The sequence below is a fragment of the Streptomyces sp. XD-27 genome (genome assembly GCF_030553055.1).
GTDB lineage: Bacteria > Actinomycetota > Actinomycetes > Streptomycetales > Streptomycetaceae > Streptomyces.
In genome coordinates this window covers 1059782-1085824 of the sequence record NZ_CP130713.1, presented here as the reverse complement: position 1 = coordinate 1085824, position 26043 = coordinate 1059782, and the positions used below count along the sequence as shown (strand labels likewise).

Here is a 26043-nt window from a genome sequence, read left to right as displayed (position 1 = left end):
ACCGGCCCGGTCCGGATTCACGGTCAGGATGCGGGGGGCATTGACACTAAGTCAACCCTTTGCCTACGGTCCCGCCCCAAACAGAGAACTCGTCAGTAGGGCCGGTCGGCACTCACCTGCCGCGGCCACCAGGGGCGTCTCGGAGAGACGACCCAGCCACCCCCACCGAGAATTCCGAGACTCCCGACGGGACGGAGTGCATGCCATGCGCCGTTCGGTATCTCCGCTGCATCTGATCATTTTCGGTTTCGGCGTATTCCTGCTCGTTCTGGCGCCGATGCTGGCCTGGTACGTCGAGCCGCGAGCCAAGCGCACCCCCATCGACACCGATGCCACGACGGTCTTCACCGGGCAGGGCACCTACTTCGACGCCGACGCGGTCAAGGAGCGGTCCGGCCAGCGGCTGACCATCACCCGCCATGTGCTGGGCGATGTGCGGGACAGCGACCGGCACACGGCCGTGTGGGATGTCTCCACGACCATCGACACGCCCCGGAGCCTGCCGCTGAAGGATCCGCGCAAGTCCTTTCAGTGGACCACCGAGCGGTGGGTCACCGACCGGCGCACCAACGCGCCCGAGCACTGCTGCGGCGAATCCCCGCGGCCCTTCCAGGGCGAGGCGTACCTGAAGTTCCCCTTCGACCTGGAGAAGCGGACGTACCGCTGGTGGGACAGCACGCTGGGCGCGACGGTGCCGCTCCGGTACACCGGGACCACGGAGGTCCAGGGCCACCGGGGCTACCGCTTCACCGGCAGTGTGCGGCCCACCGAGGTCGGCTCCCGGCAGGTGCCCGGACGGCTGGTCGGCCGCGCCGGGCAGGGCCAGGTGCAGGCCGAGGAGTGGTACTCCAACGAGCGGATCGAACTCGTCGCCGACCAGCGCACCGGCCGCATCATCAACGCGGCCATCTCGCCCCGGCTGGCGCTGCGCGCCCCCGGCGGCAAGGGCGGTGACCGGGTCACGCTGCTGCACGGCAAGGGCCTGGAATTCACCGCGGCCACCCAGCGCGACCAGGTGGACCTGGCGAAGGATGACAACGACCGGCTGGAGCTGGTGGGCCGGACCGCGCCGCTGATCGCCGCTGTGACCGGCGGTTTTCTCACCGCGGCCGGAGCCGTGCTGCTGGTGCGCGGTCGGCCGCGCCGGACCCGCCCCTGAGCGGGGGTGATGAATCGCCCCTCAGGGGAGGCCCGGAAATTGTCACTTCGGTGAGTAGCCGGAGTCGAACGCTTCGGCGAAAACTTGAGCACACCTCACGAGCAAGCGCACGCACCCCCGGTCCGCTCCCCCCGCTCTCCCTCCCCCGAGACGAGTTGGAGCGCTCATGCCCCAGCACGTGCAGACTTCACCCCCCACGCACGCCCTCCCGCACGCCGCGCCCACCGCGCGGATCCCCGCCACCTCGCACCTCCCCGCGGCGCCCGCCCCGCTGCCCGTGGCGCCACCGGCACGGCCGGCGTCCCCGATGCCGCGCCGGATCGTCTTCCTGGCCCGGCGTGACCTGGGCAACCCGGCCGCAGGCGGCTCCGAGCTGCTGATCGACCGCATCGCCGACGGGCTCACCGCCCACGGCCACGAGGTCACGCTGCTGTGCGGCGGACCGGCCACCCACCGCGGCTACCGCGTGGTGTCGGTGGGCGGCGACGCCGATCACTATCTGCGGGCGCGCCACGCGTTCGCCCGGCAGGTCGGCGCCTGCGATCTGCTGGTCGAGGTCAGCAACGGCATGCCGTATCTGGCGCCGCTGTGGCACCGCGGGCCCACCCTGTGCCTGGTCAACCACGTGCACACGGACCTGTGGGGGATGCGGCTGCCCGCGCCCGCCGCACGGTTCGGCAGACGCCTGGAGCGCTGGGCACTGGCCGGCACGCACCGCGGCAATCTGATGGTCGCGGTCTCCGGCTCCACCGCCGCGGCGCTGCGCGCGCTGGGCGTGCCACAGGACTGGATCCGGATCGTGCACAACGGCGTGGCGGAGCCGGGCACTGTGCTGCCCAAGGCCCGCGAACCGCTGTTCCTCGCCATGGGCCGGCTGGTCGAGTACAAGCGGATCGACCTGCTGCTCCGGCTGTGGGAGCGGGTCCGGCCGGTCACCGGCGGGCGGCTGGTCATCGTCGGCGACGGGCCCGAGCGCGCCCGGCTGGAGGCGATGACCGGGCCCGGCGTCACCTTCGCCGGGCACGTGTCCGAGGAGGAGAAGCACCGCCTGCTGTGCGCGTCCTGGCTGCTGCTGCACCCCTCGCTGGTCGAGGGGTGGGGGCTGGTGGTGATGGAGGCCGCGATCCGGGGCACCCCGGCCATCGGCTTCGACATCCCCGGGCTGCGGGACTCCATCGCCGACGGCGCCACCGGCGTGCTGGCGCGCGGCGAGAGCTCCTTCGCGGCCGCCTGGTGCGCCCTGGCGCTCAGCGCCGGGCGGCGGGACGCGCTGGGGGCGGCGGCCCGCCGCCGCGCCGAGAGCTTCCGCTGGAGCAGCACGGTCCGGGGCTTCCGGGAGGTGGCGGCCGAGGCGTTCGCCGCCTCCGGGCCACCGCGTTCGGCCGCCGTGGCTCCGGCATCCCCGGCGCCCGGGCCGGGATCCGGGCGGTAGGGCATGCGCGATCCATCGATCCGGCGGTCGGTGGCGCTGTTCCGCGCCTTCCTGCGGGAGCAGACCGACCCGGACCACTGCTACGGGCTGCTGGCACGGGACGCCGTGCGGCAGGTGGAGCGGTATGTGCCGCTGCGCGACCGGGTGGTCGTCGACGTCGGCGGCGGCAGCGGCCACTTCACCGAGGAGTTCCGGCGCCGCGGCGCGCACAGCTATCTCTTCGAGCCCGATGTCCGGGAGTTGGGCGCGCGCGGCCGAGTGCCGGCGGGGGCGGTCGTCGCCGACGGCTATCTGCTGCCGCTGGCGGACGGTGCCGCGGACGTCTGCTTCTCGTCCAACGTCCTGGAGCATGTGGCCGATCCGCAGACCTTCCTGAGCGAGATGGTGCGGGTGACCCGGCCCGGCGGGCTGATCTATGTCTCGTTCACCAACTGGTTCTCGCCCTGGGGCGGCCATGAGACCGCGCCCTGGCACTACGTGGGCGCCCGCCGGGCGCGGCAGCGCTACCGGCGGCGTACCGGTCGCCCGCCCAAGCACACCGTCGGCGAGAACCTCTTCCCCCTCCACATCGGGCCCACGCTGCGGCAGGTGCGCGGCCGCGACGACGTGTCCGTGGTCTGCGCCCGCTCCCGGTACTGGCCGTTCCTCGCCGAGGCCGTCACCCGGGTGCCCGGACTGCGTGAAGTCGCCACGTGGAACCTCCTGCTGATCCTGAGGCGGTCGTCATGACCCAGGTGCTCCACTCCCCTCCTCCGGCACCGAGCGCCGCCGCGGCGGCACCGCCTCCGGATCCCGGACGGCCCCGGGGGCGGCGCTGGCTGTTCGGCTTCTGGGCCCTGGTGCTGGCGGCCTTCCTGGCCCCGTCCCCCGGCCGGATGACGTTCGACACCAAACTGGGGGTGGCGCTCGACCCGTTCGGCTTCCTGGGCGACCTCACCCACCTGTGGCACGACGGGGCCGGATTCGGTGGCATCGCGGACCAGTACATCGGCTACGCCTTCCCGATGCTGCCGTACTACGCGCTGGCCGACGTGCTGCACCTGCCGGTGTGGCTGGCCGAGCGGCTGTGGCTGTCGATCGTGGTGACGACCGCGTTCTGGGGCGCGCTGCGTCTCGCCGAGCGGCTGCGCGTCGGCTCGCCCGCCACCCGGCTGCTCGCCGCTGCCGGGTACGCGCTGTGGCCGACCTTCAGCATCGTGGTGGGCTCCACCTCGGCGGCCGCACTGCCCGGCGCGCTGCTGCCCTGGGTGCTGCTGCCGCTGACCGACCCGGCCACCAGCGCCCGGGTGGCCGCCGCGCGCTCCGCGCTGCTGATCCCGTTCATGGGCGGGGTGAACGCCGCCTCCACACTCGCCTCGCTGCTGCCGGTGGGCCTGTACCTGCTCAGCCGCCCGGCGGGGAAGCGGCGGCGGGCGCTGCTGGCCTGGTGGCTGCCGGGCGTGGTGCTGGCCACCGCCTGGTGGGTGGTGCCGCTGCTGCTCCTGGGCGCGTACGGCGAGGACTTCATGCCGTACGTCGAGCAGGCCGACACCACCACCGCGACCATGTCGGCGACCGAACTGCTGCGCGGCGCCGGCAACTGGGTGGCGTACCTCAACTTCGGCGACGCCTGGCTGCCCGGCGGCTGGACCGCCGCGACCTACACCCTCGCCGTGCTGGGCTCGGCGGGCGCGGCGGCGCTCGGCCTCGCCGGGCTGGCCCGGCGCGATCTGCCCGAGCGCCGCTGGCTGCTGCTGACAGTGCTCGCGGTCACGCTGATCACGCTCGCCGGATACGGGGGCGCGCTGGGCGCGCCCTTCCACGGCACCGTGCAGGAGTGGCTGAACGGCTGGCTGAAGCCGTTCCGGAACATCTACAAGTTCCAGCCGGGGCTGGCGCTCGCCCTCGCCTTCGGCATCGCCCATCTGACCGCGGTGGCGGCCGCCCGGCCGCTGCCGGTGCCGGGCGGCGGGCCGACATCGGGCGACGGGTCGGCACCGGACGGCGGATCGGTGCCGGGCCGCCCGGCCGGGCGGGAGTCCGATCGCGGGCCCGTTCCCGGGCGCCTGTCGGGGGCCGGGCGGTGGCTGGTACCCGCGCTGGCCGCGCTGCTCCTGCTGCCCGGCCTGGCCCTGCCGTATCTCAACGGCACGGTGCTCCAGCCGGGGGCGTTCAAGAAGCTCCCCGGGCACTGGGAACAGGCCGCGGACTGGCTGGAGAAGACGTCCGCGGGCAGCCGCGCCCTGGTCGTCCCGGCCACCGCGCACGGCCTGTACACCTGGGGCGATCCGATCGACCAGCCCTTGGACGTTCTTGCCGACTCCCGCTGGGCGCAGCGCGACTACGTGCCGTTCGGCACCCCCGGGTCGCGCCGCGCGATGGACGCGGTGGAGCAGGCACTGATGACCGGGGCCGAGGTGCCGGGGCTGCGGGACTTCCTGACCCGGGCCGGTCTGTACGACGTCGTGGTGCGCAACGACCTCGATCCCGACCAGCTCGGCTATGTGCCGCCGCAGACAGTGGCGGCGACCCTGGAGGCGTCCGGCTACCGCAAGGTCACCGGTTTCGGCCCGCTGCTGACCGGCGGCCGGATTCCCGACGACACCCCGGTGCAGGTGCAAGGGCTCTTCCCGCGCCGCCAGGCGGTGGAGATCTACCGGCCGGTCGGCACCGCGCGGCCGGGGCCGGTCGGGGTCCGGCCCGTGGCGGCCACCGCGCGGGTCAGCGGCGGACCGGAGGCACTGCTCCAACTGTCGGCCGACCCCTCGCTGCGGAACCGCCCGACCGTGCTCACCGGGGACGCCCATCCCGGGCTCGACACCCCGCCGCTGCAGGTCGTCGCGGACGGGCTGCGCCGTGCCGACACCCGCTTCGGCCTGGTGAACGCCAACACCTCGTACACCTATACCGCCGACGAGCGGAACCACTCCGGCAGTCTGCAGAACCCCGGCGCCGAACCGAAGCAGATCCTGCCGGTGTCCGGGACCGGCCACCAGACGACGGCGGTGCTGCGCGGTGCCGCGCGGGTCACGGCCTCCAGCAGCGGCAACTGGCTGTTCCATCTGCCGCAGTACGACCCGGTGAACGCCTTCGACGGCAACCCGGACACCGCGTGGGCCGAGGGCAGCGCGGGCCGCCCGGCCGGGCAGTGGCTGCGCGCCGACTTCACCGAGACCGTGATGATGCCCGCCTCCCTCCAGCTGACGCCGCTGCCCGGCGACGGGCTGCGGGCCGCGCCCACCGCCGTCCGGGTGCAGACCGAGCAGGGCAGCGTCGACAGCCCGCTGCAGCCCGGCGGGGGCGCGCAGTCGGTGCGGGCCCCCGCCGGGCCCGCGAAGTGGCTGAAGATCACCATCGTGGCCTCGCAGGAGCCGCGGCCCGGGCTGTCCGGCGCCGGCTTCTCGGAGGTGTCGGTCCCCGGGGTGCAGGTCACCCGGTTGCTGGCGCTGCCCTCGGACGCGCAGGGCGGCGACTCCCCGGCCACGGTCTTCTCGCTGCACCGGGGCAGCGACCCGGGCGGCCTGTCGCCGGTCTCCGCCGAGGTGGGGCTGCACCGCCAGTTCCGCACCACCTCCCCGGGCGAGTACGCGGTCTCGGCGCAGGCGCTGCCGGTGCCCGGCCGAGAGCTGGACGAACTGCTGGACGCGGTGGCGCCGGGGCGGCGCGCCCGGATCTCGGTGACCGCCGACTCCACCAGCCGGGCCGGTGCCGGCCTGAGCTCCCGCAACCTGGTGGACGGCGACCTGACCACCGCGTGGATCGCCGGGGACCGCCCGGTGCTGCATCTGCGCTGGCCGAAGAAGAAGGAGATCGACGAGATCGTGTTCGGGGCGGCGGGTGGCATCTCCACCCGGCCCGAACAGGTCGTGATCAACTCGCCGGACGGCGCCGCGACGGCCGGGGTCGACGAGAACGGCCAGGCCAGGTTCGAGCCGATCACCACCGATCGGCTGGACATCACCATCAGCAAGACCGCGCCGCTGTCGCTGCACAATCCGCTGGCCGGGCGGGACCTCCAACTCCCGGTCGGGCTCAGCGAGGTGTACATCCCCGCGCTCGACGAGCTGCGCACGCCGCCGCCGGACCCCACGGCCCGCTTCGCGCTGCCCTGCGGCCAGGGCCCGCCGCTCGCGGTGGACGGCACCCTGCACGCCACCAAGGCGTCCGGGCGGGTGCGGGATCTGACCGAGCGCCGTCCGGTCACGGTCGAACTGTGCGCGGGTGATGCCGAGGACGGCGCCCTCGACCTGGGCTCCGGGCGGCACCGGGTGGAGGCGGGCGACACGGGCCCGCTGGCCCTGACCGATGTCACCCTGCGGCGCGGGACGGCCCCGGCGCCCGCCGCGGCGGACCGCACGGTCAAGGCCACCGACTGGTCCGGCGACGACCGCACCGTCCGGGTCGGCGCGGGTCAGGCGGTCTACCTCCAGACCTACGGGAACCACAACAAGGGCTGGCACGCCACCCTCGACGGCCGCCGGCTCACCCCGCTGCGGATCGACGGCTGGCAGCAGGGCTTCCTGGTCCCGGCCGGCGCCGGCGGCACGATCCAGCTGAGCTACCAGCCGTCCACGACCTATCAGGCCGGACTGGTCGGCGGGGTGCTGGGTGTGGTGCTGCTGCTCGGGCTGGCCCTGATACGGCGTCACGCGGGCGCCCCGGCACCGGAGGAGCGGCAGGCCGCACCCCCGCCGCCGGGCGGGGTGCTCGGCACGGTCGCCCTGACCGCGGTGCTGGTCCTGGTCGCCGGTCCACTGGCGCTCGCGGTGCCGGTGCTCGCCCTGATCGCCTGGTGGCGCCCCGCGCTGCTGCCGCCGACCGCGCTGGTCGCCATGGCCGCCGCGGGCATCGTCGCCGCCACCGGCGCGGGCCACCCGGCAGGGATGGACGACGGCGCCTTCAGCCCGGCGGCGCAGTCGCTGGCGCTCATCGCACTGACCGCCGCCGTCGTCACCGTGCCGACCCGCATCCCCGGCCGCCACGCGGCCGGATGGCCGGGCGACAGCCCGTCCGGGCCGCCGGACGGCGACCGGGAAGGGCCGCTGGACGGTGATCGGGAAGGGCGGCCGGACGGCGGTCGGGAGGGGCGGCCGGATGGTGACCTGGCGGGTGGCGGGGCCGGTGCGGCCGCCGGTGGCGTCGGCGTGGCCTCCGGGCGCACCATCCCGGCCGGTCCGACGCCCTTCGGCGGGCCGCCCCCGCCCGTCCCCGGCCCACTCCCGCACCGCAAGCCCGGCACCGGTGGGCCGCCCGCCGCGCCCCCGGACCCACACCACCACCAGCAGCCGCATGCGCGGCAGGACCCGCACGACACGGGGAAGGACAACGGCCGATGACCACGCTCGGCGAGGGCCGCCGCGACGATCCCACGCCGGTCCCGGTGCCCGGCGCGGGGTCGCCGCGGCCGGGCGGGCCCGGGCCCGGGCCACCCGCCGGACCGGAGCTTGCGCCCACCCGCTCCGGCAGGCCGGGCCCTCCGCCCGCGCGGCCCGCCGGACCGGGCCGCCCGGCGGCGGCCGGACCGCTGCCGCGCGTCCCCTTCCCCACGGTCGACGAGGTGTCCCGGCACTGCTTCCAGGAGCAGGAGCCGGAGACCATACACATCGAGATCCACCTGCCCGGCCGCCCGGAGCCCGGTCGGCTGCGTGACGCCTTCCACCAGGCGTTGCGGCGGCACCCCCGGATCCTGATGCGTCAGGCGTCGAGCAACTGGTGGCGGCGGTGGTACGAGTGGGAGCTGACCGACGGACCGGACCTGGACCCGGTGAGCTTCCCGCTGCCCGCCGCCGACGCCCTGGCCGCCGCGCGCGCCCGCGCGCTGGACCGGTGCCCGCCGCTGGAGCTCTCCCCGCCCATCCGGCTGGAGCAGGTGACCACGCCGGACGAGCCGGGCTGCGTACTGCTGCTGACGATCAATCACACCGCGCTGGACGGGCCGTCCGCTCTGCGGATCCTCGCCACCGCGGCCACCTTGTACAGCGGCCGGGAGGACGCGCCGGCGCCGCCGCCCGCCCGCGCCGCGTCCGGCCCCGGGCCGACGCGGTGGGCGTCCCGCTCCGGGTCCCGCACCGCCCGGGGCGGGTCCCGGCCGGCCCGGATCGCCGCCGACACCCGCACTCCGGGGACACCCGGCAACGGGATGCTGCTGCTGGACCTGCCGGTCCCGGCCCGCCCGCCGCACCCCGGTCGGGGGTCCCCCGGGACGGAGCCCGGGGGAGGGACGGCGGTCCGGCCGACCGTCAACGACCGGTTGCTGGTCGCCACCTGTCTGACGGCGGCCCGCTGGAACCATCTCCATGACCGGCCTGCGGCACCGGTGCGGATCACGATGCCGGTCGACGACCGGTCCCGCGCGGCCGAGATGCCCATCGGCAACGGCACCCGGCTGGTCGAGGTGGGTTTCGGCCGACAGGAGCGGACGGACGCCGAGTTGCTGACCGCCGAGCACCCCGACCCGGCCGCGGTGGCCCGTCTGGTGCACCGCACCGCCGAGCTCACCCGGGCGCTCAAGGCCAGGCCCACCGCGCAGTTGGGGGTGGCGGGCACCCTGCTCACCGCCCCGCTGCTGCCGGTCGGCCTGCGCGCCGCGCTGACCCGGGGCGTGCGCCGGGCGGCGGCCCCCTGGACGTCGACGACCCTGCTCAGCAACATCGGGCGGGTCGCGTTCCCGCTGGACTTCGGCGACGCGGGCCGGGCCCGCGCGGTCTGGTTCTCCGCCCCCGCCCGGATGCCGCGCGGCCTCACCTTCACCTGTGCCTCCACGGGGGGCCGGCTGCATCTGACGCTGCGCTGGTCGCGTGCGCTGCTCGACGACGCGGCGGGCGCGGCGCTGGCGGAGATCGTCACCCGTGCGCTGTCTGCCACCGCGCCCGCCGACCCTCGCCCCGCGGCCGGAACTCCCTCATCCGGTGGAGGTGGCTCATGAGCGACCGCCGCGCCGCCCCCCGGCCGGTGACCGCCGCCCCCCGTTGCGCCCTGAAGCCCGCCGCCCGGTCCGCCCCCGCGCTACGGGACTTCTACGAGGACCCCGCCGTGCCGGTCGCCTCGGGCGCGGAACGCAGCCGCCGCCAGGCCCGGATGCTGGCCCGCGCCCTCGGTCCGGCGGGGGTCGGCCGCCCGGCAACGGTGCTGGACATCGGGTGCGGCGACGGCACGGCCGCGGCCGTGGCCCTGCCGTATCTGCGCGGGCACCGGGTCATCGGTGTCGACTGGTCGCAGGACGCCCTGCGCCGCGCGGCGCCCCGGCTGCCGGCCGTGGTCCGCGGGGAACTCACCGACGGCGGGCTGCCGTTCGCGGCCCGCAGCGCGGACGCGGTGCTGTTCAGCGAGGTCATCGAGCATGTCGTCGACCCGGACGCGGCCCTGGACGAGCTGCGCCGGGTGCTGCGCCCCGGTGGCCATCTGCTGCTGTCCACCCCCAATCTGGCGGCCTGGTACAACCGCGGTCTGCTGCTCGCCGGGGTGCAGCCGGTGTTCTCGGAGGTGAGCCTGCGCGGTGTCCACGGCCGCCCCGGCAGCCAGGTCGTCGGCCACCTGCGGCTGTACACCGCCCGGGCGCTGCGCGGCTTCCTGGCCGCGTCGGGCTTCGAGGTGACCGCCATGGCCGGGGCGCCGTTCCACGGGGTGCCACGCCCGCTGCGCGGGCTGGACCGGGTCGCCTGCCGCCTGCCGTCCCTGGCCTCCATCCTGCTGGTGCACGCGAGGCGGGTGTAGTCGTGCTGTGGGGTGTGGCGGGCGCGCTGCTGGCCAACGTCCTCTACAGCACCGGCTTCGTGCTGGAGAAACGCGCCCTGTCCGGGCTGCCTCCGCTGAGCGTCACCAGCCCCGCCCGGCTGGTGCGGCTGGTGCTCGGCAGCCCGCTGTGGATCGGCGGCGCACTCGCCCTCGCACTGGGCTTCGGCGCCCAGCTCGTCGTCTACCGCACCCTGCCGATCGCCGCCGCGCAGGGCCTGTTCGTGTCCGGTCTGGTCCTGCTGCTGATGCTGTCCTCCGCCGTGCTGGGCGAGCGGACCAGCGGGCGCGAGCGGCGGAGCATCGTGGTGATCCTGGGCGCGCTGGTGATGGTCGTCGCCTCGCTGCGCGGCGGCGGGGAGTCGATCAGCCACTCCGCGCCCGCCGCCGTGCTGCTCGCGGTGTGCGCGCCCTCGCTGGCCGCGGGCCTGTGGCTGTACGGCGCGGCGGAGCGGCGGGCCCGGCGGCGGCACCGGCTGCCGACCAGCGGCGTGGCGTACGGGGTGGCCATCGGCCTGCTGTACGGGGTGAGTTCGCTGGCGATCAAGGGGGTGTCGGGGGCGCTGGCGACTCATGGTCCGGGCGCGGCACCGGCCCGGCTGGCCCTGACCCCGTACCCGTATCTGCTGCTGATCACGGGCGTCGGCGGGCTGGTGCTCTCGCAGACGGCGCTGCAGCGCTGCCGGGCCTCACTGATCGTGCCCGTCTGCACCACAATCACCTGCGTGTTCACCGTCGCCTGCGGCACGGTCGTCTTCGGCGAGCCGCTGCCGGACGAGCCGCTGCGACTGGCCCTGCGGCTGGGCGGCACCGCACTGGCGGTGATCGTGCTGCTCACCCTGCCCCGCCATAGCCCCGAGCCCGCCGCCGCGAAGCCGGATCAGTGGAACCCGGCGGTCCAAAGTATCGAAGGAAGTACGCCATGAAACCCGATGACCCGCTGCTGAACATCCTCGCCTGTCCGCTCGACAAGGGCCCGCTCGCCCTGCTCCACCCGGACGAGGCGCTCTACAACCCGCGGCTGCGGCTGCGCTATCCGATCCTGGACGGCATTCCGCAGTTGCTGCCCTCCTCAGGTGAACGGGTCGGCGCGGAGGAGCACCTCCTGCTGCTGGCGGGACACTCCGCCGCGGCCGCCGCGGCACGATGGGAGCCGTGACTCCGACGACCGACGCCGTGGTCCCGGGTGAAGGGGACCGATCACTCGTCGGTGAGCCCCAGCCTGGCGTGCAGGCGACGCAGTGCGGGCGGCGCCCACCAGTTGGCCCGGCCCGCGAGCCTCATCACGGCCGGCACGAGCACGCCGCGCACCAGCGTGGCGTCCAGCAGCACGGCCAGCGCCAGGCCCACACCCAGCAGCTTCAGGAAGGTGATCCCCGATGTGGCCAGCGCGATCATGACGACGGCGACGAGCGCGGCCGCGGCACTGACCAGGCGTCCGGTGAGTTCCAGCCCGGTGGCGACGGCCAGCGTGTTGTCCCGGGTCTCGGCGTACGCCTCCTTGATCCGCGAGAGCAGGAACACCTCATAGTCCATGGACAGTCCGAAGGCGACGCAGAACATCAGCACAGGCATGGTGATGTCCACCAGGCCGGTCACCGTGAAGTCGCCGACCACGGCACGCAGGTGGCCTTCCTGAAAGACGTACACCATGGCGCCGAAGGTCGCGGTCAGGCTCAGTAGATTGAGCAGTACGGCCTTGACCGGGATCAGCACGCTGCCGGTGAACAGAAACAACAGCACCACAGTCGTGCCGCCGATGATCAGCGCCGCCTCCGGCAGCCGGTCGGCGAGCGTGTCACGGGTGTCCGCGAGGACCGCGGCGTCACCGCCGACGAGCACCGCGCCCGGCGCGCTGTCCGCCCGCAACCGCTGCACCAGCTCGGCCCCGGCGGAGGAGTACGGCTCGACCGACGGCACCACCGACAGCCAGCTGGCACCGCCCGCCGCGAAGGAGGCGGAGGCCGGGGACGCGTCCATCACCTGCCGCCCCGCGGCGTAGGAGCCCGTGACGGTGTCCACCCGGGCCACGCCCGGCACGGCCGACAGCCGGGCGGCGTACGCGGCGACCCGCGGTCGGTCGCCGGAGCCGCTGACGGTGGGCAGTACCACGGACAGGGCGGCGTTCTCTCGGCTCGCGAACTCTTCCCGTACGAACTGCGCCGTACGGTGCGCGGGCGCGTCGCCGGGCAGGACCCGATCGTCGATCAGGCCGAAGGAGACCCGGGTGAACGGCAGGCCGAGTACCACCAGCAAGGTGATCACGCCGGTCGCACACAGCACCGGCCGCCGCATGACCGCGGTGGCGAGCCGGTGCCAGAAGCCACCGTTCCCGGTGGCCCGCTCGGTCCCGGTGCCCTGGCCGGCGTCCGGTTTCGGTCGCCTCCGGAACAGCCGCCGCACGTCCAGCGCGTCGACCCGCGGGCCGAGCAGGCCGAGCGCCGCGGGCAGTACCACCAGAGCCGCGACGGCCGCGAGCGTTACCACTGCCACGCCCGCGTAGGCAAAGGAGCGCAGGAAGTACAGCGGGAAGACCAGCAGGGCCGACAGCGACAGGGCCACCGTCAGCGCGGAGAACAGCACCGTGCGCCCGGCCGTGCGGACGCTCTGCGCGACCGCCTCGGCGGTGCCGAGGCCGCGGGCCATCTCCTCCCGGAAACGGGTGACGATGAACAGGCTGTAGTCGATGGCCAGCCCGAGTCCCAGCGCTGTGGTGATGTTGACGGCGAAGACGGAGACCGAGGTCAGGCGGGAGAGGATCTGCAGCACGACGAAGGTGCCGAGGATGGAGAAGACCCCGATGAGCAGCGGCAGGCCGGCCGCCACCGCACTGCCGAACACGAAGAGCAGGATGAGCAGGATGACCGGGGCCGCGTACGCCTCCGCCCGGAAGAGGTCCCGCTCGCTCTGCTCCTGGACCTCCGCCGAGATCTGCGCCTCCCCGGTCGCGGAGAGCCGCAGCGGCCCGTGCCGGCCGGTGAAACGGGGGACCAGTTCCTTCGCGGTGGCCCGTACCCGGTCCTCGTCGCCGCCCAGCCGCAGGAGCACCAGCGCCGAGCGCCCGTCGCGAGCCTTCAGCCGTTGTGCCGACTCGCGGGGGCCGTCCAGTACGACGCGGCCGACAGCACTCCCGGCTCCTGAGCGAGTCGTCGGGTGAGGTCCCGCCCGGCGGCCGCCTCCCGCGGATCGTCGACCGGTCCCGGGGCACGGGCCAGGAGCACCAGATTGGGCGCACCCGAGCCGAAGCGGTCGGCGACGAACTCCTGGGCCCTGGACGACTCCGCCGCCGGGTCGGTGAAGCCGCCGCTGGACAGCCGGTCGGCGACACCTCCGCCGACCGGGATGGCGGCCGCCACGGCCAGCAGCACGGCCAGCAGCACGGGGACGCGGCGGCGGACCAGGAGCCGCCCGAGGGCGGCGAGCCGGGAGTGGTCGGCCGGTTTCCCGGAGCCGGGCCCGGACGCGGGGGACGGGCTCTCGGCTGAGGCGGTCGTGTGAGCGGCTTTGCGCACGGTGATTCCTGTGGGTCCACTCGGGAGCTCTGAGCCCCCCTACAGGCTGTCACCCTATGTGATCATGTCATAGCGGCATGTTGCCAGCGGGCGTAGGCCAAGGGCGCTACATCGCCTTCTCGCGCTCGTCGATGCCGCGCGGTGCCGCCGATATTTCCACCGGAGGCAACGAGTGCCTCCGGAGTATTCGGCATGCGTTCTTCGTCTCCCGGGTGCAGAATCGATATCGACGTGCCCCGTGAGCTTCATCTCCAGCATGAGAAGGGTATGCGTGAATGTACGAGACAGTGGCTCTCCTGCTGGTCCAGGAGTTCGGGATTGCAGACGACTTGGTCCACCCTCAAGCCAAGGCCCGAGATATCGAATTGGACTCGTTGTCTTTGGTGGAGCTGGACGTGATGATCAGGGAAAAAACGGGGATGCGGCTCAATGAGGATGCGGTGAACCTCGACAGCACCCTCGAAGAGATCGCGGCGAATTTCGTTCCAGTCGAGGAAGCATCCTCTCAACGCCGGGATTCCACGCGTACGGTCGTGAAGTAGGCGCGGCTGGGATGCGTTCGTAGTCCGTGTCGCAGTAGAAACCCTTCGTCGACAGGATCACCATGACTGGCTGGATCGCTGATATCCCCATTCTCGACGAGTTCGTCACCCGTCGCGACATCTATCCCTATTACCTGGTCATGGGGGATCGGCCGACGCCGGGGAGGTGGTCGTCGACGGCGTACGCGCGATCAACGCGGCCTCGACGGACTACCTGGGGCTTGCGGGCGATTCCGGAGTGCGCTTGGCCGCCGCGAAGGCTGCCACCAAGTACGGCACCTCCTGCACCGGTTCTCCGCTGCTCGGCACCCTTGGGCTCCACCATGAGCTGGAAGAGGAGCTGGCCGACTTTCTCCGCCGCCCCGCGGTCATGCTGACCATGACGGGGTTTCAGGCGAACCTTTCTCTGTCCGCTCTTTTCGGCACCCGTCACATGGTGATCGCGGACCAGCACATCCACGCCTCTCTCGTGGAATCCGTTTCCCTCGGACGAGCCGAGCACCGCCGATTCGGGCACAACGACATCGCCCATGCCGAAAGGCTCCTGCGTACCGCCACCGACAAGGGCAAGACCCCCGTCATTCTCACCGAGGGCGCCTTCTCTCTCGGCGGTGACCTCTGCCCGCTCCCGCAGCTTGCCGAACTGGCCGAGCGCTACGGCGCCGGCCTGATCGTCGATGGCGCGCACGACTTCGGCGTGCTCGGAGACAACGGGCGGGGTATCGGCGAGCACTTCGACGCCGAGGGCGCGATCGACATCGTCACCGGCACCCTCTGCAAGGCGTTCGGCTCCGGCGGTGGATTCGTCGCAGGATCGGTGAAAGCCATCCGGAACCTGCGGCACTTCGGAACTGCCCAGATATACTCGGCATCGCTGCCACCGGCGTCCGCGGCCGCCGCGCTGACGGCCATACGGACGGCTCGCGCCCGGCCCGAACTCCGCGCCGCGCTGCGGGACTCGGCGCAACGCCTCCATCGCGGCCTGGCGCAGCTGGGGCACCGTATGCCGGCCTGGCCGGGCCCCGCGGTCGCACTGCCGGCGGGGGAGCCCGAACCGGGTCTGAAGACATGGCGGGCACTGCTCGACGCGGGTGTCTTCACAGGGGCGTTCCTGCCCCCAGCGTGGCCGGGGACCAACTCGTCCTCCGCATCACGGTCACGGCGGCACACACGCCGGACCAGGTCGACCGGATCATCGAGGCGGTCGGACGGCACCTCCCGCCCCACACCACTGCGGCCTAGTCCTCTGGTCCTTCCCTCAGAGCCTCGGAAGCCCGCTCGCTCAGCCACCACGTCGCACACCCCCCGACGAAAGGGAACGGACATGCGCTGCGAGGCCTCTGTCACCGGCATCGGGATGATCACCCCCGCCGGACTCACCACGGAATCCACCTGGGCCACGGTGTGCCAGGGACGCAGCCTGGCGCGCACGGATCCCGACCTGGCGGGGCTGCCCGTGGACATCTCCTGCCGCGTCGACGGGTTCGACGCCGACGCCGTCCACGGCCGGCGACTGGCACGACGCCTGGACCCCTTCATCCACCTCGCTCTCGCCGCCGCCCAGCAGGCGGTCAGGGACGCCAAACTCGACCCGGCCGCCTGGAACGCTCCCCGCGTAGCCGTCGTCCTCGGCGTCGGCAGCAACAGCCTGCACACCTACGCCCGCGAGTTCGATCTCATGGGCCAAGGCCACCCGGAACTGGTCTCCCCCCTGGCGCTGCCGCGGAGCGTGCCGAGCATGGCCGCCGCCGAGGTCGCCATCGCCCTGGATGCCCGCGGTCCGAACTTCACCGTTGCCAGCGCGTGCGCCTCCGGCGCCACCGCCCTGGCGGTCGCCGCCGACATGGTCACCTCGGGCGCCTGCGACATCGCTCTCGCCGGCGGCGCCGAATCCGGATGCTCGCGGATGTCCGTGACCAGCTTCCAGCAAATGCACGCCCTCTCCCAGCGCACCGACGCTCCGCACCTCGCCTCGCGCCCCTTCGACGCCGACCGCGACGGTTTCGTCCTAGGAGAGGGCGCAGCGGTCCTCGTCCTCGAACGCCGCCAGCACGCCCTGCGCCGCGGCGCCGATCAGCGTGCGCTGCTCTGCGGACACGCCTGCACCAGCGATGCCCACCATCCGGTGGCCCCGCACCCCGAGGGCACCGGCGTCGAGAGCGCCCTGCGTACGGCGTTGAAGGACTCGGGTCTCCAGCCGCGCGACGTCGGGCACGTCAATGCCCATGGCACCTCGACCCCCTTCGGCGACAGAGCCGAGGCACGCGCCCTGCACCGCGTCTTCGGCCCGGTGCCGCCCCCGTCACTGCCCCGAAGAGCATTCTGGGCCACGCTCTGGGCGGGGCCGGTGCCATCGAGGCAGCCCTGACCGTCCTTGCTCAGCAACACCAGCTCATCCCTCCCACCGCCAACCTCCACCGCCAGGACGGCGAATGGGAACTGGACATCGTCACCCAAGCCCCCGAGCCGCGGCCGTCAACGCCGCTGTCAGCAACTCATTCGGTTTCGGTGGGCAGAACACCGTCCTGGTGTTCGCAGGGGAGTGAGCACGCTCGTCAGCTCTGCAGCAGTCGGGAGGTCTGCGCCCACAGCCCGTCCAGCACGGAGGGGTCGTTCGTCAGCTTCGCGAACATGACCATGCCCTCCAGTTGGGCGAGTACCGCGCGGGCGGTGGTGCGGGTCGCGGCCGGAGCGGGGATCGTGCCCTGCTCCGCAGCGTCCGTCAGCGCGGCGTGGACCAGGGCGATCTGCTCGTCGAAGATCTCTGCCAGGCGGGTCTGGACGACCGCGTCCTGCGTGCTCAGCTCCAGCGCCAGATTGCCGAAGAGGCAGCCGTTGACCGCGCCACCCTCCGCTTTCGCCGTGCGCTGGGCGGCGGCCTGGTCCAGGAAGAGCCGTTCCAGCCGGTCCTCCGCCGGCCCGTCGCCGTCCAGGGTCGCCACCCAGCCGGGGCGCTGGGCCGCCCAGTGGGCGTTGATCGCCTCGATCGTCAGGGCCTGCTTGGACGCGAAGAAGTGGTAGAAGCTGCCCTTCTTCACGTCCGCGCGAGCGCAGATCTCGGCCACGCCGATCGCGCCGTAACCACGGCTCAGCATCAGGCTGCACGCTGCGTCCAGCAGTCGTTCCCGCGCCGTGCTCGTCCGTCCCATGCCGATGAGTATACGGGCGGTCAACTAACAGGGTGGTTATTAGTTGACCGGTCGTCTAGTCTCTTTTCGAGGGGCGGAAGTTTCCGCCGACTACCTGACCAGCGAGGAGAAGGAAGACCGTCATGACCAACGGGAAGCGCTCCTGGGCCCGCGGCCGGCTCGTCGAACTGCTGGGCATCGACGTCCCCATCGTGCAGGGGCCCTTCGGCGGCGGGCTGTCGTCGGTGGCACTCGCCTCCGCCGTCTCCCAGGGCGGCGGGCTCGGCTCGTACGGAGCACACATCCTCACCCCGGACGGGATCGGCGAGCTGGTGGCCGAGCTGCGCAAGGCCACCGCCCGGCCCTTCGCGGTCAACCTCTGGGTCCCGCACCCCGACGAAGCCGCGGCCCCGCCCGACCCTGACCGGATGGCCCGGTACACCGGACTGCTGCGCCCCTGGTTCGAGGAACTCGGACTGCCCACCCGCCAGTTGGAGGAGCCACCGCCCGCCCCCGGCTTCGCGGACCAGATCGACGCGCTGCTCGCGGCGGAGCCGCCGGTGATCAGCTTTGTGATGGGCATCCCCGAGGTCAGGGTGCTCGAAGAGGCGCGACGCCGGGACATCCGGACCGTCGGCACCGCGACCACCGTCGAGGAGGCGCTCGCGATCGAGGCGGCGGGCATGGACGCCGTCGTCGCCTCCGGAAGCGACGCGGGAGGGCACCGCGGCTCCTTCCTGCGCCCCGTGAACGAGTCGCTCGTCGGGACCTTCTCCCTCGTCCCGCAGGTCGCGCGGGCCGTGTCGATCCCCGTCGTGGCCGCCGGCGGCATCGCCGACGGCCGGGGCATCGCCGCCGCGCTGACTCTCGGGGCGGACGGAGTACAGATCGGCACCGGCTTCCTGGCCACCGAGGAGTCCGGCGCGAGTGCCATCCACCGGGCCGCGTTGCACGGCCCCTACGCGCACACGACCGTACTGACCCGGGCGTTCTCGGGACGGCTCGCGCGGGCCATTCCCAACCGCTTCACGCGTGAGGCGCTGGAGTACGAGAAGGAACTGGCACCCTATCCGCTCCAATACACCCTCACCCGCCCGCTGCGCACAGCGGCCGCGGAACGCGGTCTGGCCGACTACGTCAACCTCTGGTCCGGACAGGCCGCGGCGCTCACCCGGCGGCGCGGTGCCCGCGACTACCTCGACGATCTCATCGCGGGGACCCAGGCGGCGCTGGGCCGTCAGTGAGCGGACGACCGGTTCCGCCAAAGGGCCCCCGGAGGCGCGCCCGCCCCCGGGGGCCCCGGGGCGGGCCCATCCGGCGGCGTCTCACTCATCGGTGACCATGCGGGACACCTCCTCCGCATGGTCCTTGACGAAGTAGTGGCCCGCGCCCTCGATCACGTCCAAGGACACGTCGTGGGCGTAAGCCTCCCAGGCGCGGTAGCCGGTCGCGTAGCCGTCGGTGAGCGGGTCCGCGCTGCCGATCACCACCCGCACCGGAGTGCGCAGCCGCTCCCAGCCGACGGCGGTGTCGCGTTGGAACCGCGAACCCTCCAGCATGTCGTGGCGGACGACGGCCAGGACGCGCCGCCGGTCCGTGTCGTCCAGAGCCCCGGAGAAACCGCCTGCCGCGTGCAGGCCGGCGTAGAGCTGGTCGTCCTCCAGGTCCGTCATCTGATCGACGGCCGCGTCGCCCCGCGGGAACGCGGCGCCCAGGACGATCCGCGACGGGGCGGCGCCGCAGTCCTCGAGGAGGCGGGCGACGCAGACGGCGAAGAGCGTGCCGGCGCAGTGCCCGTACAGCGTGTACGTCCCGCGCACCGTCTCCGCGATCTCGTCGGCCAGCAGCTTGGCGGTCTCGGCCCAGGGCCGCAGCGGCTCGTCGGGGCGCACCGGGTCGTGCCCGGGCATCTCGACGGCCCACAGGTCGGTGTGGGCGGGAAGCTGCCCGGCGAGGGCCTGGTAGGCGGTGGCGTTGCCGCCGCCGTAGGGGATGCAGACCACGGTGTGCGCGGGGCTGCTGTCCGCGGCACGCTCGGGGGTCAGCCGGTGCAGGAGACCGGGCGTACCGGGCGCCGCTTCCAACGCGGCCAGGCGGGCGGCCAGTCGCCGTGGCGTGGGGTGCTTGAAGACCTCCACCACGGGCAGCCCCTGGCCGATGGCGCGGGCCAGAGCCACCGCTTTGAACGAGTCGCCCCCGGCGTCGAAGAAGTCGTCGTCGACGCCGACCTCGTCCGGTCCCATGTCCAGGACCCGGCTCCAGGCGCGGACGACGTGGAGTTCCAGGGCCCCGGTGGGCCCGGCGGCCGCGGGGCCCGACGCGGTGCGCGCGGGCGCGGGCAGGGCCGCGCGGTCCAGCTTGCCGTTGCCGGTCAGCGGGATGGAGTCGAGCGGCACGAAGGCCGCGGGGACCATGTAGTCAGGCAGCACGGCGCGCAACTCGGCGCGCAGTGCGGCGGGCTCGGGCAGACCCGCGGGACCCGCCGGGACCACGTAGGCCGTCAGCGCCTTGTCCCCGGCGGCGTCGATCCGGACGGTGACCCGTGCCTCGGCCACATCGGCGCGCGCGAGCAGCGCCGCCTCGACCTCGCCGGGCTCGATCCGGAACCCGCGGAGCTTGATCTGGTCGTCCGAGCGCCCGACGTACTCCAGTTGCCCCTGCGGCGTCCACCGGGCCAGGTCGCCGGAGCGGTACAGGCGGCTGCCGGGCGGCCCGAACGGGTCGGCGACGAACCGCGCCGCCGTCAGCCCCGGACGGTTGAGATATCCGCGAGACACCTGGCCGCCGCCCACGTACAGCTCGCCCACGACACCGGCCGGCACGGGCCGCAGCGCCCCGTCGAGGAGCCGCACGTCGAGGCCGGGCAGGCCGGTGCCGATCGCGCTGCCCGCGGCGTCGCGCACCAGGGCGGCGTCGAGCGGGCCGTGGGTGACGTGCACGGTGGTCTCCGTGATGCCGTACATGTTCACCAGCCGCGGGGCGTCGGCGGCGTGCCGCTCGTACCACTCGGTGAGGCGCGGCAGATCCAGCGCCTCGCCGCCGAACACCACGGTGCGCAGGGCCAGCCGGCGCCCCAGGCCGGGGTTCTCCCGGTCCGCGCGGATCAGCTGGTAGAAGGCCGACGGGGTCTGGTTGAGCACCGTCACCCCCTCGCGCACGAGCAGCGCGAGGAAGTCCTCCGGCGACCGGCCGACCTCGTACGGGACGGTCACGAGGCGTCCGCCGCGCAGCAGCGGCCCCCACAGCTCCCACACCGAGAAGTCGAAGGCGGGGGAGTGGAACATCGTCCACACGTCGTCGGTGCCGAAGCCGAACAGGTCCTGCGTGCGGGACATCAGGCTCAGCACGTTGCGGTGCGTGACCAGGACGCCCTTGGGGCGGCCCGTGGAGCCCGAGGTGTAGATGACGTACGCGGCCCCGTCGGGGCTGTGGGTGCCGCCGCGCTCGTCCGCGTCCAGGTCGTGGCCGGGCAGCGCGGCGAGCGCCGCGTCGGTGCCGGGGGTGCCGAGGACCACCCGCGGTCCGGACGGCAGCCGGTCGGTGAACGCGGCGTCGGTGACGACGAGTTCGGGCCGTGCGTCGGCGAGCGTGTACGCGACCCGGTCGGCCGGGTGGCCCGGGTCGACCGGCACGTACGCGGCACCCGCCTTCAGGACCGCGAGGAGCGCGACGACCAGCTCGGTGGAGCGGGGCAGCGCCACGGCCACCAACCGGCCGGGCCCGGCGCCGTGCCCGCGCAGCAGGCGGGCCAGCCGGTTGGCAGCCGCGTTCAGCTCCGCGTAGTCGAGCGTTTGCGTGCCCCCGGTGACGGCGGGCCGGTCCGGATGCGCGGCCGCCGTCGCCTCGAAGGCCTGTGCCACCGTCAGCTCGGGGACCGGGCCGCCGGGGCCGCCCGCGCGCGACCACTCCTGGAGGCGCAGCCGCTCCTGCTGTTCCAGGATGTCCACCGCGCCGATGCGCTGCGCGGGGTCGGCCACGAGCTGTTCCACGACCCGCACGAAGCGGTCGGCGATGCGCTCTGCCGTGGTGCGGTCGAACAGGTCCGTGGCGTATTCGAGATGGCCGACGATGCCCCGCCCCGCCCACTCGGCCAGGTTGAAGAACAGGTCGAACTTGGCGGTGTGGCCGCGCAGCGGCTCGAACGCCGCCCGCAGACCGGGCAGCGCGAAGTCCTCACGGGTGAAGTTCTGCCAGGCGAGCATCACCTGGATCAGCGGCGAATAGGCCGTCGACCGCTCGGGGTTGAGGACGTCCACCAGGCGCTCGAAGGGCACGTCCTGATGGTCGTACGCGTCGAGCGACGTGGCGCGGACCTGGTCGAGCAGGTCCAGGAAGGCGGGGTTGCCCCCCACCTGGGCGCGCAGGACCCAGGTGTTGGCGAAGAAGCCGATCAGGTCGGCGAGGCTGTCGTCGGTGCGGTTGGCGATGGGGGAACCGATGGCGATGTCGTCACCGGCGCCCAGCGCGTGCAGGAGCACGGTGAGCGCGGACTGGAGCACCATGGACGCGGTGGCGCCGCGGCTGCGGGCCAGCTCCTCCACGGCGGCGGCCGTGCGCGGGTCGAGAGCGAACTCCACCACGTCGCCGCGGTGGCTCGCGACGAGGGGCCGCGGACGGTCGGCGGGCAGCTGGAGGGGCTGCGGAAGGCCCTCCAGCTCGCCCTTCCAGTAGTCGATCTGCGCGGCCAGGAGGCTGTCCGGATCGTCCTCGGAGCCGAGCAGCTCGTGCTGCCACAGCGTGTAGTCGACGTACTGCACGGGCAGTTCCCGCCAGTGCGGCGGCTCGCCGCGCAGGCGGGCGGCGTAGGCGGTGGACAGGTCCCGGACGAGCGGCGCGAACGACTCTCCGTCGCAGGCGATGTGATGGATCATCAGGAGGAGGACGTGGTCCTGCTCGGTCAGGCGCAGGAGAGTGGCGTGGACCGGTATCTCCGAGGCCAGGTCGACGGGCCGGGCCGCCGTGGCGGCCAGGACCTCGTCGAGGTCCTGCGGCGCGACGTCGACGACGGGCAGGTCGATGGCCGGCCGCTCCGCGTCCAGGACGTGCTGGCGGGGCTCACCCGCGGCGTCCTCGGGGAAGAGGGTGCGCAGGCTCTCGTGGCGCGCCACCACGTCGCGCAGGGCCGCGGCCAGCGCCGCCACGTCCACCGTGCCGGTCAGGCGCAGCGGGAACGGCGCGTGATACGTGGCCGATCCTCCCTCGAACGCGTCCAGGAACCACATGCGGCGCTGCGCGAAGGAGAGCGGAACCGCCTCGGGGCGCCGTGCGGCGCGCCGCAGCGGGGGTCGGGTGCGGGCGTCGTGGGGCAGGTGCTCGACGAGTTCGACGACCGTGGGGAAGTCGAAGATGTCGCGGATCGGCACTTCGGCACCCAGCGTGGCGCGGATCCGTCCCACCAGACGCATCGCCAGCAGGGAGTGCCCGCCCAGGTCGAAGAAGTCGTCGTCGATGCCGACCTCGTCGGCCCCGAGGACGTCGGCGAACAGGCCCGCCAGCACCTCTTCCTGCGGGGTGCGCGGAGCGCGGTAGGCGGTGGTGCCGGTCGGTTCGGGGGCCGGGAGCGCCTTGTGGTCGAGCTTGCCGTTGGGGGACAGCGGGAGGCGGTCCAGGCTGACGAACTGCGTGGGCACCATGTACGCGGGCAGCCGCCCGGCGACGAACGCGCGCAGCTCCGCAAGAGCCGGCTCGTCGTCGCCCTCGACAGGCACGACGTAGGCGACCAGTTGCCGTGTGCCGTCCGCTTCGTGGACCACTACGGCGGCCTGGGCGACACCTGGGTGGGCGGTGAGGGCGGTCTCGACTTCGCCGGGTTCGACGCGGATGCCGCGGATCTTGACCTGGGTGTCGGCGCGGCCGAGGTAGGCGAGTTGTCCGTCGGTGTTCCAGTGGGCGAGGTCGCCGGTGCGGTACATGCGGGTGCCGGGCGGTCCGTAGGGATCGGGTACGAAGCGTTCGGCGGTCAGGGTGGGGCGGCCCAGGTAGCCGCGCGCGATGTTGCCCGCCACGTACAGCTCGCCCGGGACGCCTGGTGGTACGGGGGTCAGCCCGGGGCCGAGGACATAGGCGCGCATATTGCCCAAGGGCACACCGATCGGTGCACTCGCCGCTCCTGCCCGGTCCTTGCCGGCGGTGTGGGTGGTGGCGTAGAAGGACTCGGTCTGGCCGTAGGCGTTGATGACGCGTACGCCGGGGATGGTCTCGCGTACGCGTTGGACGAGCGCGGCGGGTAGCGCCTCGCCTGCGAGAACGACGGCGTCGGCCTGGATGTCTGTGCCGCATTGGTCGAGGAGTGCGGTGAGGACGGAGGGGACGGTGCTGAGGACGCCCCCCTCCCAGCCGCCGCGTTCGCCGATGGCGAGGATGTCGGGGACGACCTCGAGGGTGCCGCCGGTGGCCAGGGTCGTGATCGTTTCGAAGACGGAGACGTCGAAGTTGATCGAGGTGCCGGCCAGGGTGCGGGTGCCCGCGCCGATGCCGACCGTGTCGGCCAGCCGCAGCACGCCGTTGACCACGTCGCGGTGGGTGATGGTGACACCCTTGGGGGTGCCGGTGGAGCCGGAGGTGTACATCACGTACGCGGCGTTGGCGGGACGCGTCGGCGCGGGCTCCAGGTCCGGGCCCGGGCTGTCGAAGTCGACGTCGCCGAGCAGCAGGCACGGGATGCCCGTCCGCGGGAGGACGTCGGCGGTGCCGGTGTCGGTGAGGATGAGCGCGGGACGGGCGTCGTCGAGGATGAGGTCCAGCCGCGTGCTGGGGTACTTGGGGTCGATCGGCAGGTAGGCGCCGCCGGCCTTGAGGACGGCGAGCATGCCGACGATCAGGTCGGCTGAGCGAGGCAGCGCCAGCCCCACGAGCCTTTCCGGGCCTATGCCGCGCTGGGCCAGTTCGCGGGCGAGTCGATCAGACCGCGCGTCCAGCTCGGCGTAGGTCAGGTGCCGGCCGTCGAAGACCACCGCGACCGCGTCCGGATCCGCCGCCACTCGCCGCGCCAACAGCTCCGGGATGGTCAGCTCAGGCGTCTCCACCGCGGTGTCGTTGACCGCGCCCAGCACCGACTCGCGCTCACCCGGCCCCAGCACGTCCACCGAGCCGATCGCGGCCTGCGGGTCCCGCGCCACGCCGTTGATGAAGGCGATCAGGGTGGCGGCGAGGCGATGCACGTCGTCCGCGCTGTACAAGGCGCTGTTGGCGTCCACACGGACGTGCAGGTCGCTCTTGGTGCGGCCGTCGTAGTAGAGGGCGAGGTGCAGCTCGTCGATGGCCCCCCACGGCGAGTCGGGCTGCACGTACGCCGTCGCACCGGCGAAGTCGAGCGGCGCCACGAAGGGAAGGATGTTGAGGGTGGTGCCGAAAGGACTGGCGACCGACCCCGTGCCGAGTGTGCCGGCCCCGAGACGGATATCGGAGACCTGGTGAGCGGAGTGCCGCCGTATGCGCTTCAGCTCGTCGGAAAGCGTGTGCGCGAGGTCGGGAAAGCCCGCCGACAACGGCGCGTGCGCGCGGATGGGCAGGATGGTCGACTGCGAACTGTAAAAGGCCTTCGCGGCGTCGGTGCGACCGAAGCCCATCATGGAAAAGGTGAAGTCCTGGCGTCCGCCGAGGTGACGGAGGAAGACGGTGACCGCCGCGGTCAGAAAGGCCGGCATCCGCACCTCGATGGAATCGGCGGCATGGAACCACGCGGCCACGTCCTCGGCGGGCACCGCCACCGTGTGGTGCAGCACGGAGGGACGGTCCGAGCTTCGTTCCCCCGGCAGTCGGAGTGCCTCGGGCGCGTCGGCGAGATAGGCCCGCCAGAAGTCGGCGTCTTCGGTGAATTGCGGAGAGTTCCGATAGCGGAGGTCTTCCCGGTGGATCAGCTCCGGTCCGGCGGGTGAGCGTTCCGGTATCGCCGTGTCCTGCTTCAGGGCCGTGTAGCACTCCGCCGTCCGGAGCGGCAGGAGCTGGCCCAGGGTGTAGCCGTCGGCGACGATGTGGTGAGCGGTGAGGGCCAGCAGATGACGCGACTCGGAGAGCCGGATGACCCCGGCCCGGAACAGGAGGTCGTGTTCCAGGTCGAACGGCTCTCGCTCGGCCGCCTCGGCCCTGGCGCGGCCCGCCGCTTCGGGGTCGTCGTCCTCGCTCACGTCGTGGAAGAAGGGCGCCCATGTGTCGGTGTCGCCCTCTCGGACCACTTGCCGCAGCTCGTCTCCGAACTGCCGGAAGTTCACCCGCGCCGCGCTGTTCTCGCGGAAGACGATCCGCAGCGCGGTGCGCAGCAGCTCCACATCGATCTCGCCCTCGATAAGCCATCGCGAGGCGGAGATGTTCGGCAGATCCGGCGTGATTTTTTGAGCCAGCCACAGGCTTTCCTGGGCTTCCGACACACCAATGGAACGCACCGAGTTCAACTCCCTCGTAACTCATCGCGGAAAAGGAAAAGGCATGAGCCATTCATGATGGCCTCCGGGTTCCGAATCCTCCATTCCGGAACCCTCCATCACCGGCTGCCGCAGGTGCAGCTTTCGCCTCGCTTTTCCCGCCCCTTAGATTCCGGCGGATGAGTGATGTCCCGGCGACA

The 26043-nt window shown here is 73.0% G+C and carries 14 protein-coding genes and 2 pseudogenes; 12 read left to right on the top strand and 4 right to left on the bottom strand.

Going from position 1 to position 26043, the window contains the following annotated elements:
- Positions 1 to 205: 205 nt before the first annotated feature.
- From Q3Y56_RS04535 to Q3Y56_RS04500, 8 genes are all read left to right on the top strand, one after another.
- Positions 206 to 1159, top strand: coding sequence for a DUF3068 domain-containing protein (locus Q3Y56_RS04535; protein ID WP_304460686.1), 954 nt, complete (start codon positions 206 to 208; stop codon positions 1157 to 1159).
- A gap of 166 nt (positions 1160 to 1325) precedes the next feature.
- Positions 1326 to 2591, top strand: coding sequence for a glycosyltransferase family 4 protein (locus tag Q3Y56_RS04530; RefSeq protein ID WP_304460685.1), 1266 nt, complete (start codon positions 1326 to 1328; stop codon positions 2589 to 2591).
- A gap of 3 nt (positions 2592 to 2594) precedes the next feature.
- Positions 2595 to 3320: a class I SAM-dependent methyltransferase gene (locus Q3Y56_RS04525; protein WP_304460684.1), complete on the top strand. Its 726-nt coding sequence runs from the start codon at positions 2595 to 2597 to the stop codon at positions 3318 to 3320.
- Positions 3317 to 7906 carry an alpha-(1->3)-arabinofuranosyltransferase family protein gene (locus tag Q3Y56_RS04520; RefSeq protein ID WP_304460683.1) on the top strand — a complete coding sequence of 1530 codons (4590 nt, stop codon included), beginning with the start codon at positions 3317 to 3319 and terminating at the stop codon, positions 7904 to 7906. Before Q3Y56_RS04525 ends, Q3Y56_RS04520 begins: the two co-directional genes overlap by 4 nt.
- Positions 7903 to 9495, top strand: coding sequence for a condensation protein (locus tag Q3Y56_RS04515; protein ID WP_304460682.1), 1593 nt, complete (start codon positions 7903 to 7905; stop codon positions 9493 to 9495). Before Q3Y56_RS04520 ends, Q3Y56_RS04515 begins: the two co-directional genes overlap by 4 nt.
- Entirely contained in the window at positions 9492 to 10283 is a 792-nt protein-coding gene (locus tag Q3Y56_RS04510; protein ID WP_304460681.1) for a bifunctional 2-polyprenyl-6-hydroxyphenol methylase/3-demethylubiquinol 3-O-methyltransferase UbiG, read from the top strand. Before Q3Y56_RS04515 ends, Q3Y56_RS04510 begins: the two co-directional genes overlap by 4 nt.
- A 2-nt stretch (positions 10284 to 10285) precedes the next feature.
- On the top strand, positions 10286 to 11227 hold the full coding sequence (locus Q3Y56_RS04505) for a DMT family transporter (RefSeq protein WP_304460680.1): 942 nt from the start codon (positions 10286 to 10288) through the stop codon (positions 11225 to 11227).
- A complete protein-coding gene (locus tag Q3Y56_RS04500) occupies positions 11224 to 11460 on the top strand; it encodes a Trm112 family protein (RefSeq protein ID WP_304460679.1) in 237 nt (78 codons plus the stop codon). The genes Q3Y56_RS04505 and Q3Y56_RS04500 overlap by 4 nt, the downstream gene beginning before the upstream one ends.
- Positions 11461 to 11501: 41 nt before the next feature.
- Here Q3Y56_RS04500 and Q3Y56_RS04495 read toward each other — a convergent pair whose 3' ends face one another.
- Positions 11502 to 13349 (bottom strand): MMPL family transporter, encoded by a 1848-nt coding sequence (locus Q3Y56_RS04495; RefSeq protein ID WP_304460678.1) that lies wholly within the window; start codon positions 13347 to 13349, stop codon positions 11502 to 11504.
- 26 nt (positions 13350 to 13375) lie between these two features.
- Positions 13376 to 13813, bottom strand: a complete 438-nt coding sequence (locus Q3Y56_RS04490; RefSeq protein ID WP_304460677.1) for a hypothetical protein — start codon at positions 13811 to 13813, stop codon at positions 13376 to 13378.
- A gap of 275 nt (positions 13814 to 14088) precedes the next feature.
- On the opposite strand from Q3Y56_RS04490, the gene Q3Y56_RS04485 reads away from it, so the two are divergent.
- From Q3Y56_RS04485 to Q3Y56_RS04475, 3 genes and pseudogenes are all read left to right on the top strand, one after another.
- Positions 14089 to 14355, top strand: coding sequence for an acyl carrier protein (locus Q3Y56_RS04485; RefSeq protein ID WP_304460676.1), 267 nt, complete (start codon positions 14089 to 14091; stop codon positions 14353 to 14355).
- A 166-nt stretch (positions 14356 to 14521) separates the two neighbouring features.
- Positions 14522 to 15403: pseudogene (locus Q3Y56_RS04480) on the top strand (aminotransferase class I/II-fold pyridoxal phosphate-dependent enzyme); the annotation flags it as partial.
- 276 nt (positions 15404 to 15679) lie between these two features.
- Positions 15680 to 16901, top strand: a pseudogene (locus Q3Y56_RS04475) (beta-ketoacyl synthase).
- 9 nt (positions 16902 to 16910) lie between these two features.
- Here Q3Y56_RS04475 and Q3Y56_RS04470 read toward each other — a convergent pair.
- Entirely contained in the window at positions 16911 to 17504 is a 594-nt protein-coding gene (locus tag Q3Y56_RS04470; RefSeq protein ID WP_304460675.1) for a TetR/AcrR family transcriptional regulator, read from the bottom strand.
- Positions 17505 to 17626: 122 nt separating this feature from the next.
- Between Q3Y56_RS04470 and Q3Y56_RS04465 the strand changes: the two genes are divergently transcribed.
- Positions 17627 to 18727, top strand: a complete 1101-nt coding sequence (locus Q3Y56_RS04465) for a nitronate monooxygenase family protein (protein WP_304460674.1) — start codon at positions 17627 to 17629, stop codon at positions 18725 to 18727.
- Between the two features lie 81 nt (positions 18728 to 18808).
- Here Q3Y56_RS04465 and Q3Y56_RS04460 read toward each other — a convergent pair whose 3' ends face one another.
- Positions 18809 to 25864 carry a non-ribosomal peptide synthetase gene (locus Q3Y56_RS04460; protein WP_304460673.1) on the bottom strand — a complete coding sequence of 2352 codons (7056 nt, stop codon included), beginning with the start codon at positions 25862 to 25864 and terminating at the stop codon, positions 18809 to 18811.
- Between the last annotated feature and the right edge of the window lie 179 nt (positions 25865 to 26043).